Source organism: Campylobacter pinnipediorum subsp. caledonicus (assembly GCF_002022005.1).
Taxonomy (GTDB): Bacteria; Campylobacterota; Campylobacteria; order Campylobacterales; family Campylobacteraceae; genus Campylobacter_A; species Campylobacter_A caledonicus.
Genome location: NZ_CP017258.1, coordinates 706202 through 721875, shown reverse-complemented (window position 1 = coordinate 721875; position 15674 = coordinate 706202). Strand labels below are relative to the sequence as shown.

Below are 15674 nucleotides of genomic sequence, written 5' to 3'. Positions count from 1 at the left end.
CTATGTTTGGCAAAAACTATCAAAATGCGAATATTTTTATTATGTAAAAACCACTGATGATTTTTTAATATGCACCTTACAACAAGTTACACCAATTTTAGGTGTTAAACCAAAAAAACATAATTTTTAACACTAAAAAACAAGTCTTTATGTAAAATTTCAAAAAAAATATACTCTATTAACTGGAGATATTGATCTTATTTTAGGCATATTTAACTTATTTTATATCATAGAAATAATACTTAAACTAGAAAATGATTTTTATAAAGCTGGTAAAAACTCATAGAAAATGCTGATGATTTTAGTATTAAAAAAAATGAGTTAGATTTAATACAAAGCAATCAAAAATGAATTTAATTGTATAAATTTTAAAAATCTATGATGAATTTTAAAATAGCTGGTACAATAACACACAATATCAGCTTTGGTTGTATTAAAAGTTTGGCATATTTTTGCTGATTTTATATATGAGCATTCATAAGATCTTAAATGTGAAAACGTTGTATTTAGCCGGGATATGTTTAAAAATCAAAGTATGTCAAATTTATTTTACAAACACACAAACCCAAATAATGACATATAATTCAAAGAGTTTATTAAGATATAAAATTCAAACCTTTATAAGATAGTTTTAAATAAAATAATAGGCTATTTATATAAAAGCGGAGAAATATTTTGAGTGCTGATAAAATTCTATTTTTTTTAAGTGTTTCGTTACTTATAATCGGCGTAGTATTTTCTCTTTCTTTATCTGTTTTTACGGTTTTATCATTTAATTATAGCGAGTATCATTTTTTTATAAGACAATTTATTGTAGCCTTGATAGGCATAGCTATGATGTGGGGAATTTCTAGACTAAATCCAGATAAATTTCTCATATGGATAGGTTTTGGTCTATTTATATCATGCACACTAATAATGGGATTAATGTATGTATTACCAAGCTCTCTTGTAACAGAGGCTGGAGGCGCTAGAAGATGGATAAGACTTCCTGGATTTTCTTTAGCACCGGTTGAGTTTTTTAAAATAGGATTTGTATATTTCTTAGCTTGGAGTTTTAGTAGAAAAATAGATAATTCAAAAAAAAGATTAGTTGATGAGTTGAAAATCCTAGCACCATATTTATTTTTATTTATGATCATTATATATCTTATAGCTGTTTTGCAAAACGATTTAGGACAAGTAGTTGTTCTTGCACTAACACTTATAATAATGGCACTTTTTGCTGGAACAAGTAAAAAATTTTTTGGCATAGGAATATTAGCAGCAACATTGGCTGCGATAATCATAATATTTAGCTCCGATCATAGAATTTTAAGAATAAAATCTTGGTGGGGAAGCATACAAGATATGATTTTGTCATTTTTTCCACACCAAATAGCAGATGTATTAAGAGTAGATAATGCACCAGAACCATACCAAGTAGGACACTCTTTAAATGCAATAAAACATGGAGAAATATTTGGTGAAGGCTTAGGGGCTGGAGTTATAAAGCTTGGGTTTTTAAGCGAAGTTCATACTGACTTTGTTCTTGCTGGTATAGCTGAAGAGGTTGGATTTGTGGGCATAAGTGTGATAGTTATACTTTTTTCATTTTTGCTTTTTAGAATTTTTAGGATATCTTCAAGAAGTGAGAACAAAGTTTATCATCTATTTTCACTTGGAATTGGACTTTTGATATCTTTTTCATTTTTGATAAATAGTTACGGAATAAACTCATTAGTCCCAATAAAGGGTCTAGCTGTTCCATTTTTAAGTTATGGCGGAAGCTCTGTTTTAGCAGTATGTATAAGCATAGGTATGGTTTTGATGGTAAGTAAAAAGGTAAAACAATGATAGCAATAACAGGCGGAGGAACAGGCGGACATTTAGCGATAGCTAGAAGCTTTTGTCATCAATTAAAACAACACAACAAGCAAACTATTTTTATAGGCTCAACCAATGGTCAAGATAAAATGTGGTTTGAAAATGATACAAATTTTAATAAGAAATACTTTTTACAAAGCTCTGGTGTTGTTAACAAAAAAGGATTAAACAAGCTAAAATCATTTTTAAATATCATAAAGCTATCGTTTGAATGCAAAAAAATATTTAAACAAAACAATATAAAAGCTGTAATTAGTGTTGGTGGATACTCCGCAGCACCAGCATCTTTGGCAGCGATTTTATCAAATATACCAATTTTTATACATGAACAAAATGCGATCATTGGTAAACTAAATTATATGCTCAAACCTTTTGCAAAACAGTTTTATAGTTCATATGAAAAACATCCATTTGCTTATCCTGTAAGTGATAAATTTTTCCAAACACAAAGAGTTAGAAGTAATCTAAAAACTATACTTTTTTTAGGTGGTTCTCAGGGTGCAAAAGCTATAAATGAACTTGCTATCAAAATAGCACCTATTTTAAAAGAAAAAAATATAAACATCATACATCAATGTGGTAAAGATTCACTTCAAATATTAAACAATCAATACAAAGAGCTAGGCTTTACAGAACAAGAACTAGAACTTTTTGACTTTTGCAACAATATAGAAAAAAAAATGCAAAAAGCAGATTTGGCTATAACAAGATCTGGAGCTAGTTCTTTATGGGAGCTTATAGCAAATGCATTGCCTTGTATTTTTATACCTTTTCCACATGCAGCAAAAAACCATCAATACCACAATGCTAAATTTTTACAAGACAAAAATCTGGCAAAAATATCAACACAGATAAAAAATAGCGCAAATGATAAAGAAATTCTAAAAATGATTGAAGAATACGATATAAAAAATACATCTGAACTTTTATCTAATTTAATACATCAAGATAATACAGATGAGATTATAAAAGATATTATCTCTAAGCTAAATGATTGATTTTAACTCATTTAGCACTTTTTTGATCTAAATCTAACCTTTATTCTTTTTAATCTATACGTTGTGAAAGCATAAAATTCTCTATAAAAACAAACAAATCTAGACTCTTTTTTACTGCATATACAAGCAAATACACTCTCTAACTCTCTACGCTCTTTGTTTGTAATTTTATCCATAAATTATGCTCCAGCTAATTTTTTTATCTTTTTTAAAACAAATAATACTTCTTCATCATCAAGCTCGCAAAGCATTTTACAAACAACAGCTGCAGCTTGAGGCTTTGTTCTTCCAAGTCTCCAGTCCTGATAAGTTCGCATAGGAATTCCAAGACTTTTTGCCATTTCATTTTGAGAAATTTTCTTTCCCAAATTTTTAGACTCAACAGCATTGTGAAGTAAATTAAAAATATCATTTGTTTCAATCATTCGAGTATTATATTAAATATTGTATTAAATATTCATTAAAAAATATAAAAAATTATATATTAAGCATTAAATGCACTATAAATATATATAAATATATTAAATTTAATATGTTTTATACAATATGTAGTATATTTATATCAAATATGACTTATTTTATATAATAAAACTTTAGCTAATAAGACTAAAGTAAAATAAATTAAAATAATTAAATTTAACACTTGACAATAATATACTCAATATTGTATAATTCACTTAGCAATTTAAATGAAAGAGTGCTAATTAATAGATGAAATCAAATAAAATAAGCAAAAGAGATATAATACTTAACTCAATCATAGATGCCTATATCGAACAAAACATTCCAATAGGTTCTAATGAGTTAGGCTCTCGCATGGATATGAATATCTCAGCATCTACCATTAGAGTATATTTTAAAAAGCTATCTGATGAAGGCGAAATAATGCAACTTCATATAAGTGGCGGAAGAATACCTACTGTAAATGCTATGCAAAAATATTGGAATGATTTTTTCTATGACTTTTCAGATGAAATTGTTATAAATGATGAAAATATTTTAAAATTTTTGTGTGATAAGCATGAGCTTTATTGCATGATTTTTGGAAATCTCGATCAAAATTTAGAAGAAATTTTAAATGTTGATAGTAGATTTTTAGTGCTTAATTTCACAAAAGATGAGATAGTTTTAAAATATGATATAAGGGTTGAAAAATTCTTATCTAATTTAATAGGAGTTAGTTTAAACAAGCTTGAATTAGTATCATCCCAAGTTGGTTTAAGCGAACTTAGAAGCAAAATAAGAGAGCTTAAAAGAACAAAAATCTATTTTCAAGAAAATGAAATTTTGGCTTTGAAGATGTTTGAAAATAAAAAAATAAAATCTATTTTAGAGCCAAGTTTTGAAAATTTTATGAAGAAAAAATTAACTTTTTCTCCATTATTTGAAGATGGTTTTATGGGTTTAAAATTGGCAGCAAATTACAAAGGAGAAGACTCTATAATGGTATGTAGCGGAAGCGTATATGCTAACTATATTAGATTTTTAAATAACATAAAGGAAGTAGCATGAGCGAAGATATAAAACAAGAAGAAAATAATTTAGAAAATGTAACTGAAAACGAGGAATTAACTAGTGATAATATTGACTTAAACAATCTATCACAAGAAGAGTTTTCAAAAGTTTTAGAATTAGAAAAAGAACTTAGTGAATTAACAAATAAGTATTATAGAGCTAATGCTGATTTTGAAAACATGAAAAAGCGTTTTGAAAAAGAAAAAGAAGGGATAGCAAGCTATGCAAATGAGAAATTTGCAAGAGATCTTTTGCCCGTCATAGATGCTATGCTTATGGCTGTAAATTTTGATGCGTCAGAAGATGAATTTGCAAAAAAGATAAAAGAAGGTGTGCTTTTAACGTTAGATGAGTTTAAAAAATGCTTTGAAAAGCACGGTATAAAAGAGATACAAACTGATATAGATTTTGATCCAAATGTGCATAACGCTGTATTAAGAGTAGATAGCGAAAATCACACAAGTGGACAAATAGTGCAAGTTATGCAAGTAGGATATACTATAAACGGTAGGGTTTTAAGACCAGCAATGGTTAGTATCGCAAATTAATTTAGAAAATAAAAATTTAATAAAAAGGAAAGAACATGTCAAAAGTTATAGGAATAGACTTAGGAACAACAAACTCTTGTGTTAGCGTTTTTGAACGTGGAGAAAGTAAGGTTATACCAAATAAGGAGGGAAAAAACACAACTCCTTCAGTGGTAGCTTTTACAGATAAAGGCGATGTATTAGTTGGTGATGTTGCAAAACGTCAAGCTGTAACAAACCCTGAAAAAACTATTTATTCTATAAAGCGTATTATGGGACTTATGAGCAATGAAGATGCAGCAAAAGAAGCAAAAAACAGACTTCCTTATCACGTAGTTGATAGAAATGGCGCATGCGCTATTGAAATTTCTGGCAAAGTTTATACGCCACAAGAAATTTCTGCAAAAGTTTTAATGAAACTAAAAGAAGATGCTGAAGCATTTTTAGGTGAAAAAGTTGTTGATGCTGTTATTACTGTGCCTGCTTACTTTAACGATAGCCAAAGAAAAGCTACAAAAGAAGCTGGAACAATAGCTGGATTAAATGTTTTACGTATTATAAATGAACCAACAGCAGCTGCTCTTTCTTATGGTTTAGATAAAAAAGAAGCTGAAAAGATATTGGTTTATGACCTTGGTGGTGGTACATTTGACGTTACTGTTTTGGAAACTGGCGACAATGTTGTAGAAGTTCTAGCTACTGGTGGTAATGCATTTTTAGGTGGTGATGACTTTGACAACCTTATAATTGACTGGCTTGCAAATGAGTTTAAATCTGAAACCGGAATAGATTTAAAAGGTGATGTAATGGCTTCTCAACGTTTAAAAGAAGCTGCTGAAAATGCTAAAAAAGAGTTAAGTTCTGCATCAGAAACAAATATAAATCTTCCGTTTATTACAGCAGATGCAAGTGGTCCAAAACACCTTGTAAAAACTTTAAGCCGTGCTAAATTTGAAGGAATGATAGAATCTTTAGTAGCTGAAACAATAACAAAAATAAATGAAGTTATAAAAGATGCTGGACTAAGTAAAAACGAAGTAAAAGAGATCGTAATGGTTGGTGGTTCTACAAGGGTTCCACTTGTTCAAGAAGAGGTTAAAAAAGCATTTGGTAAAGAGCTAAATAAAAGCGTAAATCCTGATGAAGTAGTATCTATAGGTGCTTCTATCCAAGGTGCTGTTATAAAAGGCGATGTTAAAGATGTATTGCTTCTTGATGTTACACCACTTAGCCTTGGTATAGAAACACTTGGTGGAGTTATGTCTAAAATAATAGAAAAAGGCACAACAATACCTACTAAGAAAAACCAAGTATTCTCAACAGCTGAAGATAATCAAAGTGCTGTTACAATCAACGTAATACAAGGTGAGCGTGAGTTTGCAAGAGATAATAAATCTTTAGGACAATTTAACCTTGAAGGAATACCAGCTGCACCTCGTGGAGTTCCTCAAATAGAAGTTGAGTTTGACATAGATGCCAATGGTATACTTACTGTTTCAGCTAAAGATAAAGCTACCGGAAAAGCTCAAAATATCACAATATCTGGCTCAAGCGGCTTAAGTGATGAAGAGATTAACAAGATGGTAAAAGAGGCAGAGCTTCACAAAGAAGAAGACAATAAAAGAAAAGAAGCTGTAGAGGCTAGAAATCAAGCTGATGCATTAGTTCATCAAACACAAAAAAGCATGGATGAGCTTGGTGAAAAAGTACCGGAAGAAGACAGAAATAATATACAAAAAGCTCTAGATGAGTTAAAAGAGACTCTTAAAGATCAAAACTCTACAAAAGAGCAAATAGATGCTAAGGTAAAAGATTTAAGTGCCGCTAGTCATAAACTTGCTGAAGCTATGTATAAAAAAGAAGGCGATGCAAACGAAGCAAATTCTAAGAAAAAAGATGATGACGTTATAGACGCCGAAGTTGAGTAAGATACTTTTTTGAAGGGGTGGACACCACCCCTAATAATTTAATTATTTATATAAAAATTTCTCTAAAAAATAAATTTATTAATATTCTTTTATCTATATAATACCTGCATAAACTTCTATTGATATTTATAAAAGCTTCATGTTTTAAAATTATTCTTTTAAATTGTTTAATGTAAAATACAAACAACTCGTTGTTAAACGCAAGTGTTTAGAAAGATTTAGCAATTACAATGTTTATAACTCTTGATAAAAAATTTTAAAGCTACTATATTACCAATATTTTAAAGAACATTAAGTCTTAGAAATTTAGCTTTTTGTTATACAACTCCATTATTTTGACATAAAGTCTTTAGGAAATACATCATTGGTATATACAAACTTTGGTGGAAATTATTTTTTATCTATTTTTTAGTTTATTTAAATTATTATATTGAGAGCAACCAAATTTAAAACTAAAATCACAAAATTCACAATCTAGTATTCTTTTTATGATTGCTTCATTTCTTTGTCTTCTTAATAAAAATATCCTAACCCAAAAAACTTCTACGCGACAAGGCTTCAACAATAAGATTGTTTGTAGCTACAAATATCCATCACAAAAAGAGCGGTTGTTGAAATTAGTAATATCGTTTTTATATTTAAGCACTTTGTAAAATAAATTACTAAAAATTAAAATCTAATAACTTTCTTTTGCCATTCCAGCTTCAACCAAAAAACAGCTTGGTTGATAGTTTACTTTTTTCATTTTGTCAAATCTCGCATAACTCAGATAAAGCTCATCTTTTGCCCTAGTAACAGCAACATAAAACAACCTTCTTTCTTCTTCCAAACTCCCACCCATACTCATTAATTTCAAATTTGGAAATCTATTTTGTGCTAAATCAACGACAAAAACTTGTTCAAACTCAAGTCCCTTACTAGCATGAACACTAAGCAAACTAACCCCCTGCCCTTCACTCATTTCATTACTACCAAGTGTTATAAAATTATAAAATTTTTCAACATTATTATATTTTTTACTAAGCTCAAGCAAGACATTTGTTTTTTGAAATATCTTTTCTTGTATCTCTTCTTTAAGAGTCAAATCAACATTTCCATTTTTTAAAGTTGCCCTTTTTGTAGACAAAACATCAACTATAAAATAGAAAATTTTACTATTTTGTATATGTTTTATAAAAAAATATGGATCATTTAAATTTTGTAATTTTTTTAATAAATTTAAAAGTTCATATAAAAAGTTGGCACCATCTTCGCTTAATTTTTCTTTTTTTAAAACCGGATGAGACAAAAATTCACTATCAAAGTTTAAATTTTTAAATTTATTAACATCAGAAATATCATCAAAGTCATCAAAAAGCCCAAGCTGATAATTGCGAACTTTTTTACTTTTTATATCCACAGTGCTGTCTGGTTTTAAAAGCCCTTTTACCAAATCACCATGCCCAAGCTTAATTAAAGTATCAAAAATGTCCTTACTCAAAGCATTTCCTATACCTTTTGCATATTCAAATATATGTATAAATGCCATAATATCTTTTGGATTTACATAAATTCCAATCAAATCAATCAAAGACTTTATCTCTTTACTTTCAAAAAAGCTAATACCACCCTTTCTTTTTGAATTTACACCTTTTTCTTTTAAAGCTACCTCGATCCCATCTGCTGATGAGTTATTTCTAAAAATAATAGCTATATTTTCTCTATCATAAGGCGATAAAGAGATAATATCTGCTATGTTTGTGTATTGGTCAAAAAGCTCATTATAAACAAGCAATGTCGGATTTTTAAACTTACCTTCCCTACTCACAACCAGCTTTTTTTCGTAAAGTCTAGGATTGTTTGATATAACCTTATTTGCAAGTGCAAGTATAGAAGAGCTTGAGCGATAATTAACATTTAAAGCATATATATTTGCATCTTTAAAACGATCTTTAAAAGAACCTATGATCTCTATATTTGCCCCATTAAAAGCATAAATACTTTGATCAAAATCACCAACACAAAACAAACTTTTTGTATTAAAAGCATCTATTAAAGACCCTTGAAGAGTATTTGTATCTTGATATTCATCTATTAAAATTTCATCATATTTTATATCTATATTATTTTTAAGTTCATCTCTCATTTTAATAAGCAAATCATTAAAATCAACATAGCCAAATTTCTCTTTCTCTAATTCAAATTCTTTTAAAATATCTTCATAAATTTCAGCATAAAGAGCTTGTTCGCTATTTTTTGCTACAAAATAATCGTGAAAATTATCATCTTGTGATGAGTTTTGATAAAGTGAATAAACATCATACAAATAAGCTCCACCATATGGTTTAATGTCGCTTAAATGATAAAATTTTCGCTTTTCTACTATGCTTTTTAGAAGCATTTTTAGCTCACTTGGCTGTTTTAATGTTACATTTTTCCCAATTTTTTTAAGTAAGGTATAAGATACCGAATGAAATGTGCCTGATGTGATAGATGAAGTTATACTTTTATCAAAATAACGATTTAACCTTTCTATCATCTCTGTAGCAGCTTTATTTGTAAAAGTCAAAAGCAGTATCTTTTGCGGTTCACAACCCAAATTTAAAAGATGTGCGATTCTAGCTACTATAGTAGAAGTTTTTCCAGTTCCCGCACTAGCTATAACTAAATTCGCACCAAAAGGTGCAGTAGCAGCAGTATATTGCTCTTGATTTAGTCTAGAAAGTGGCATAAAAACTCCTAATGTATAAAAATAATCTAAATATGTGTTTTGATTTTATCTGGTAGAAAAATATAAAATTTTAAGCCTTTCTTTGTTTAGGTCTAAAAACTTTCATTTTTGTTTCATCTGTTTTAATATAAGCACCATTTATCAAATCTATACAATACGGTATAGCTGGAAAAATAGGCTCTAAACACTCTTTTATAGCTCTTGGGCTTCCTGGTAAATTTACTATAAGAGAATTTGCACGAATTCCAGCTGTCTGCCTAGACAAAATAGCAGTAGGAACGTACTTTAAGCTCTCATTTCTCATCATCTCACCAAAACCTGGCATCATCTTTTCACAAACAGCCTCAGTAGCTTCAGGCGTAACATCTCTTAAGGCAGGACCAGTTCCACCAGTGGTAAGAATCAAATCGCATTTTAGCTCATCTGCAAACTCAATAAGTGTGTTTTTTATAAGATCAAAATCATCAGGGATAACTCTATAAACATAATCTCTTTCGCTAACAATCCAATCATCCATAAGTTCTTTTATGGCATTTCCAGAAATATCTTCATAAATGCCCTCACTAGCTCTATCGCTTAATGTTAATATACCTATTTTTAATTTCTTATCCATCTCATACTCCTAATCATAAGTTTTATTTAAAATTTTAGAAACATCAAATCTATCTATACTTTCATTTTCAAAGATAAAATTTGAAATATCTTCACTTTGTATTTTCATACCTTGTAAAAACTCAGATATTTCAGTTTTGGCTGTTTTTAATATATTCTCAACATCCAAAACATTTGAAGTAAAAGATTGCCCCATTCCGTATTCAAACACCATTTTTTCGGCTATACTTTTTGCTATATTTAAATCATAATAAGAATTTGAAAAGACATCATTAAACTCAAGCTCCAGTTTAACCATTCCAGCAAGATAAACCTTAATCCTTGATAACATTTGAGTCTTTGACTCTATCTCTCGCTCAGCACCCAAAAAACGATCCTCGATAAGAGAAATTTTATCAAATTTTATATCAAACCAATAAGCACTAAGAGCCTTTGCACCCTGATAAATGGATTGTATCTTTTTTTCATGCTCTGTATAGCTTAAAACCCTTTTTTTACCAAGTAATACTTTATTTGAAACAGCTTCAAAATCAGAAGTTTCTATAACCCTAACACCACGCCTTAAAGCATTTATTGCAGCTTCATTAACCAACGTACTAAGCGCAGCTCCTGAAAAACCAACTGTCATTTTTGCAATTTCTTCAATATCAACATTTGTTGTTTTTCCAGACAAGTATGATTTTAAGATATCTATCCTATCGCCAACATTTGGCATTGATAAAAAAATTCTTCTATCAAATCTACCAGACCTTAAAAGTGCTTCATCTATCATCTCTATACGATTTGTAGCAGCTATGACAATAACACCTGAGTTATCCAAAAAACCGTCCATTTCTGTTAAAAGCTGATTTAATGTAGCCTCTCTTTCATCATTTCTATCACCACCTCTACTTTTACCAACAGCATCTATCTCATCTATAAAAACAATAGATGGCGCATAAGCTTTTGCTTTTGCAAAAAGCTCTCTAACTCTTTTTGCCCCCATACCGACATAAATTTGAACAAAACTAGCACCATTTTGATAAAAAAATGGAACATTTGCTTCGCCAGCAACAGCTTTTGCTATAAGTGTCTTACCTACACCCGGTGGTCCTACCATCAAAACACCTTTTGGCATTTTTATACCAAATTCTTTATATTTTGATGGATTTTTCAAAAAATCAACTATCTCACTAAGCTCTATTTTAACATCTTTAATGCCAGCTACATTACTAAAATTTATATTTGATACAACTGGATTTATACTTGACTGAACCATATTTTCAAGCTCAAAAGCTGGATTTTTATTCATATAATTCGCCTTATTTGTTTTAATTTTACTTAAAACAAATAAAAACACAAAAATCATAATCAACAAAAATAAAATTGTAAAAACCTCATCCATCATAATATATTGTTTTTCTTGCTCTATTGGTATTGTTTTTGCAAGTTCTTTTATATCTATAGCATCTTTTATAATTTTATATCTGTTGTTTTTTGTATAAAAAACGATATCGCTTCCACTAATTACGGCTTTTTGTATCTGTTCATTTTTTATAAATTGGTCTAAATTTACATAGCTTATATTTTTAGGTTCACCCCTAAAAACAGCAAAAACTATAACCGCAACAAGTAAAACAAGAGCTATGATAGCTATATTTTTCTTTTCAAATTTAAATTTCTGCATAATTTGCATCATCCCTTATTTTGTAGTTTTTAATTTCTACCCACTCTTTTGATATATCTTTATCTGAGCTTATTTTTACCTTGTTATAAAATTGATCAGAACCCTCAAAGAAATCACCATTTTTTTGTTCTACTAAAATTTGCAAAGGAATGCTGTTTTCTCTTCTAAAATCAATATTATTTTGTAAAACTATATCTTTTAGTGTTTTTAACCTTTGTTTTGCCACAGCACCATTAACATCTTGCTTTAATGTTGATGAATAAGTGTTGTTTCTTGGAGAATATATAAAAGCATGAATATGAGTTAATGGGAATTTCTTAAAATTTATTAAAGCATCTTCCCAAATATCATCGCTTTCGCCAGGATGTCCCACTATAAAATCAGTCCCTAAAGCAAAACCAAGCTCTCTTAATTCACAAAAAAGTTCTAAATCCTTAAATGCTTGATTTCTACGCCTCATTATACTAAGCATAGCTTGGCTTGTGTGTTGAAGTGCTATATGAAGATGTCTTTCAAGCCAAGGCTCTTTTAAAATTTCTCTAAAATCATCATCTATCTGACTAGGCTCTATACTTCCAAGCCTTATTCTTTTTATGCCAGATATGCGACCAAGTTTATACAAAAGCTTACCCAAAGAACTGCCACTGTCCTTACCATAACTTCCTATATTTGTACCAGTTAAAACAAGTTCGTTATAACCATTTGAAGCTAGAATTTTTGCCTCATTTATTATTGAGTTTTCATCCATACTTCTTGACTTACCCCTAACACTAGGTATTATGCAATAAGAACAAGCAAAATTACAACCCTCTTGAATTTTTATAAAAGCCTTTGTGTGATTTTCATAATTTGTAACTATATTTTTATCTATTGAGTTTAGATTTCCGAGTTCAAAAAATCTAGAGTTGTTTGAAAGCAACTCATTTATTTTTGACTTTTCACTAGCACCTATAACTCCAAAAATACCATTTTTATCATAAAGCTCTTTTCCTTTACTAACAGCACCACAACCAGTCAAGACAACCTTAACTCCACGCTTTTTAAGACCATTTATATAACTCCTAACACCACTATCTGCACCATTCGTAACCGTACAAGAGTTTACCACCACCACATCAGCCGTATCTTCATCATTAGTTATATCATAATCTTTAACATAACTTTTTATAAGTTCTGTATCATAGATATTTGTCCTGCAACCAAATGTTTTAAAAAAAATTTTATCTCTTTTCAAGAAAGCACCTCTTTATCTAAATCAGCATGCTCCTTTGGAGATAGCTTTTTACTAAAGTACATAGTTTGAGTAGGGTAAGCTATAACTATATCATCTTCTTTATTGAAAGCATCTATAAGCTCTGAACTAATAGTGCTTCTTAATGTCAAAGTAGCATATGAGTTTGACATAAACCATATAGAAACATTTATACCATAGGGTTCAAAAAATGTAAAAACCCTAGGTTCTACATTTGGATTTTTTATACTATATTCATTTCTAAGTCTTGTCATCTGTCTTTTAGCTATATCAGTATAACCTTTTGCATATTTTCTTGTTATTGTTTTTGCTATATGAACAGCTTTTTTGTGATTACTATCAAAACTCAAAACAACATCTATTCCATCCCATACAGTCTTCATGCCGTGATGAGAATAATTAGATATAAGCTCTGTAAAAATATAATTATTTGGTATAAAAACTATCCTTCCGCCACGCCTATTTTCTTTATATGTAGTAAGGGTGACATCTTCAAAAAGTGTCATTCTAAGCACAGATATATCTATGATATCGCCAACATATATATTTCCATTATGGCTAACTCTAACCCTATCTCCAACATGAATAGAACCACCAAATATTATAACAACCCAGCCAAGCATAGACATAAACATATCTTTCATAGCAATAGCAATACCAGCTGATGCAAAACCTAAAACTGTAACAACATATGTAACATTTTCTATATATACAAAAAGCAATGTAAGAATAATAAGAACAAAATTTATAAAGTTTATAAATTTATTTACAATATAAAATCTATCATTATCTGTTATAGTTTTTTTTGCTATAAATTTAAAAAAGAATGAAATAGCTATTATAGCTATAATAAAAATAGCTATATTTATAGTGCTTATAATTTGTGATTTTATATCATTTGTAGCTATATTTATAGACTCATCTGCCCGTTTTTCATATACATCAAATGTAGTGTCGGCAATCTGCTTTGCACTCTCAAACTCGCTTATTTGAGTCCTGAGTTCATAAATTTTATTTGGCACTGTTTTGTTAAAATCATTTGGCAAGATAGTAGTTAAAATTTCCTCTTTTTCTTTTAATTTTTTTAACAAATTATCAAGCTCATTAATATGATGTTTATACTCTTCTTTATCGCTTCTTATTTTTTTAATATATGAAAACCCTGAAATCATCATGATTGGGTTTGTAATACGAGGCGCAATAGCTACCTCTGGAGCTGATAGCATATTTGAAAATGGAGTTTTTTCATACTCTTTTAAAAGCTCTAATTGATCTTTTAGATATTTTATTTTTTTAGAAATATCTGACTTTTTCTTACTATCTTTTGAGTATTTTTTAATCAATCTTTCATTATCTTCAAGTTCATTATTTATTCTTTGAAAAGTATTATAGTTGGCATATCTAGCCATCCAAATATTATTTTTAAGGTAAAGGTTTATACTTTCTAGTTGCTTTTTACTATCTAAAATACTTGTATTTGTTAAGTTACTATCAATACTAACATTATTGTCTGCAAAAACTTGAAATAAAAAAATAAAAAATAATAATACAAATCTCATCTAAATTCACTCAATACTTCACAAATTAAATCTTTATCAATATCGCTTTTTATAATGTTTTTACCAATTCCGTTGGCTAATATAAATTTTATACTATTGTTCTGACTCTTTTTATCAAGAAAAAAAGCATTATAAAATCTCTCAATATCTTCTATTTTATACGACACAGGTAAATTAAACTTAACTAACAAATTCCTAATCATATCTTTTTCATCTTGCGTAATTAATCCCAATCTTAAAGAAAGCTCATTTGCCATATTAATTCCGATAGCAACAGCTTCACCATGCAAATAAACGCTATATTTTGTTTCGTTTTCTATAACATGAGCAAATGTATGGCCATAATTAAGTAAAGCTCTTATCCCCAGCTCTTTTTCATCTTGCATAACTATATCCGCTTTTAATTTTATCGCTTTTTTAATAATTTCTTCCAATATATTTTTATCTTTAATATCACTATTTTGCATAAAATCAAAAAAATCTTTATCAAACATAACAGCCATTTTAACCACTTCCGCAAGTCCAGCAGAAAATTCTCTTTGTGATAGTGTTTTTAGAAATTTAGTTTCGCAATAAACAACCTCTGGTTGATAAAAAGAACCGATTAAATTTTTACCAAACTTATTATTTACGCCAGTCTTTCCTCCAACACTAGCATCAACTTGTGACAATAGAGTGGTAGGAATATTTATAAATTTTATTCCTCTTTGATAAATGCTAGCCACAAATCCGGTAATATCACTAACAACCCCGCCACCAAAAGATATGAGCATACTAGAACGGTCTAGCTTACTAATAAAAAGTTGTTCTAAAATATTTTCACAAGTTTGTAAATTTTTATATTGTTCTCCATCTGGAACACTTACAACAAAGCACTCATCACAAACTATATTTTCAAGCAATGACTTCAAATGAAGCCCTGAAACCTTTGGGTTTGTGATAATAGCTATCTTACCTTTATGTTGTATTTTATCAAGCTCATTAACATAAACTTTGTAATTTTTTTCACTACAATTTAATCTTACATCTATTTGCATAGCA

The 15674-nt window shown here is 29.2% G+C and carries 13 protein-coding genes; 5 read left to right on the top strand and 8 right to left on the bottom strand.

From position 1 onward, the window contains the following. Positions 1-675: 675 nt before the first annotated feature. Both CPIN18021_RS03690 and murG read left to right on the top strand, forming a co-directional pair. On the top strand, positions 676-1836 hold the full coding sequence (locus tag CPIN18021_RS03690; RefSeq protein WP_078424425.1) for a peptidoglycan glycosyltransferase FtsW: 1161 nt from the start codon (positions 676-678) through the stop codon (positions 1834-1836). Beyond that, entirely contained in the window at positions 1833-2864 is a 1032-nt protein-coding gene (gene murG, locus CPIN18021_RS03685) for an undecaprenyldiphospho-muramoylpentapeptide beta-N-acetylglucosaminyltransferase (RefSeq protein ID WP_078424424.1), read from the top strand. Before CPIN18021_RS03690 ends, murG begins: the two co-directional genes overlap by 4 nt. A gap of 11 nt (positions 2865-2875) precedes the next feature. Here murG and CPIN18021_RS08995 read toward each other — a convergent pair whose 3' ends face one another. Together CPIN18021_RS08995 and CPIN18021_RS03680 are read right to left on the bottom strand one after the other, a co-directional pair. Next, positions 2876-3040, bottom strand: a complete 165-nt coding sequence (locus tag CPIN18021_RS08995; RefSeq protein WP_180375108.1) for a hypothetical protein — start codon at positions 3038-3040, stop codon at positions 2876-2878. A gap of 3 nt (positions 3041-3043) precedes the next feature. Then, entirely contained in the window at positions 3044-3289 is a 246-nt protein-coding gene (locus CPIN18021_RS03680; RefSeq protein ID WP_078423195.1) for a helix-turn-helix domain-containing protein, read from the bottom strand. Between the two features lie 286 nt (positions 3290-3575). Between CPIN18021_RS03680 and CPIN18021_RS03675 the strand changes: the two genes are divergently transcribed. From CPIN18021_RS03675 to dnaK, 3 genes are read left to right on the top strand one after another with little or no spacing between them, the layout of a single operon-like run. Further along, positions 3576-4376 (top strand): HrcA family transcriptional regulator, encoded by an 801-nt coding sequence (locus tag CPIN18021_RS03675; protein ID WP_078423194.1) that lies wholly within the window; start codon positions 3576-3578, stop codon positions 4374-4376. Continuing rightward, the gene (grpE, locus tag CPIN18021_RS03670; protein WP_078423193.1) at positions 4373-4927 is read left to right on the top strand and encodes a nucleotide exchange factor GrpE; all 555 of its coding nucleotides are present in this window, start codon (positions 4373-4375) and stop codon (positions 4925-4927) included. Before CPIN18021_RS03675 ends, grpE begins: the two co-directional genes overlap by 4 nt. A 35-nt stretch (positions 4928-4962) precedes the next feature. Further along, a complete protein-coding gene (dnaK, locus tag CPIN18021_RS03665) occupies positions 4963-6834 on the top strand; it encodes a molecular chaperone DnaK (protein ID WP_078423192.1) in 1872 nt (623 codons plus the stop codon). 676 nt (positions 6835-7510) lie between these two features. Here dnaK and CPIN18021_RS03660 read toward each other — a convergent pair. The 6 genes from CPIN18021_RS03660 to aroB form a co-directional block, all read right to left on the bottom strand. Beyond that, positions 7511-9544, bottom strand: coding sequence for an ATP-dependent helicase (locus CPIN18021_RS03660; RefSeq protein ID WP_078424423.1), 2034 nt, complete (start codon positions 9542-9544; stop codon positions 7511-7513). A gap of 70 nt (positions 9545-9614) precedes the next feature. Continuing rightward, a complete protein-coding gene (gene mog / locus CPIN18021_RS03655; RefSeq protein ID WP_078424422.1) occupies positions 9615-10157 on the bottom strand; it encodes a molybdopterin adenylyltransferase in 543 nt (180 codons plus the stop codon). 9 nt (positions 10158-10166) lie between these two features. Next, on the bottom strand, positions 10167-11822 hold the full coding sequence (locus tag CPIN18021_RS03650) for an ATP-dependent metallopeptidase FtsH/Yme1/Tma family protein (RefSeq protein ID WP_078424872.1): 1656 nt from the start codon (positions 11820-11822) through the stop codon (positions 10167-10169). Next, positions 11809-13056, bottom strand: a complete 1248-nt coding sequence (gene mtaB / locus CPIN18021_RS03645; RefSeq protein ID WP_078423189.1) for a tRNA (N(6)-L-threonylcarbamoyladenosine(37)-C(2))-methylthiotransferase MtaB — start codon at positions 13054-13056, stop codon at positions 11809-11811. Before mtaB ends, CPIN18021_RS03650 begins: the two co-directional genes overlap by 14 nt. Beyond that, positions 13053-14633: a mechanosensitive ion channel family protein gene (locus CPIN18021_RS03640; protein WP_078423188.1), complete on the bottom strand. Its 1581-nt coding sequence runs from the start codon at positions 14631-14633 to the stop codon at positions 13053-13055. Before CPIN18021_RS03640 ends, mtaB begins: the two co-directional genes overlap by 4 nt. Next, entirely contained in the window at positions 14630-15670 is a 1041-nt protein-coding gene (gene aroB, locus CPIN18021_RS03635) for a 3-dehydroquinate synthase (RefSeq protein WP_078424421.1), read from the bottom strand. Before aroB ends, CPIN18021_RS03640 begins: the two co-directional genes overlap by 4 nt. Positions 15671-15674: the final 4 nt, after the last annotated feature.

Excerpts from the sequence above, each read along its gene's own strand:
- murG (WP_078424424.1), top strand. The coding sequence starts at position 1,833 with ATGATAGCAATAACAGGCGGAGGAACAGGCGGACATTTAGCGATAGCT.
- CPIN18021_RS08995 (WP_180375108.1), bottom strand. The coding sequence starts at position 3,040 with ATGGATAAAATTACAAACAAAGAGCGTAGAGAGTTAGAGAGTGTATTT.
- CPIN18021_RS03680 (WP_078423195.1), bottom strand. The coding sequence starts at position 3,289 with ATGATTGAAACAAATGATATTTTTAATTTACTTCACAATGCTGTTGAG.
- CPIN18021_RS03675 (WP_078423194.1), top strand. The coding sequence starts at position 3,576 with ATGAAATCAAATAAAATAAGCAAAAGAGATATAATACTTAACTCAATC.
- grpE (WP_078423193.1), top strand. The coding sequence starts at position 4,373 with ATGAGCGAAGATATAAAACAAGAAGAAAATAATTTAGAAAATGTAACT.
- dnaK (WP_078423192.1), top strand. The coding sequence starts at position 4,963 with ATGTCAAAAGTTATAGGAATAGACTTAGGAACAACAAACTCTTGTGTT.
- CPIN18021_RS03660 (WP_078424423.1), bottom strand. The coding sequence starts at position 9,544 with ATGCCACTTTCTAGACTAAATCAAGAGCAATATACTGCTGCTACTGCA.
- mog (WP_078424422.1), bottom strand. The coding sequence starts at position 10,157 with ATGGATAAGAAATTAAAAATAGGTATATTAACATTAAGCGATAGAGCT.
- CPIN18021_RS03650 (WP_078424872.1), bottom strand. The coding sequence starts at position 11,822 with ATGCAGAAATTTAAATTTGAAAAGAAAAATATAGCTATCATAGCTCTT.
- CPIN18021_RS03640 (WP_078423188.1), bottom strand. The coding sequence starts at position 14,633 with ATGAGATTTGTATTATTATTTTTTATTTTTTTATTTCAAGTTTTTGCA.
- aroB (WP_078424421.1), bottom strand. The coding sequence starts at position 15,670 with ATGCAAATAGATGTAAGATTAAATTGTAGTGAAAAAAATTACAAAGTT.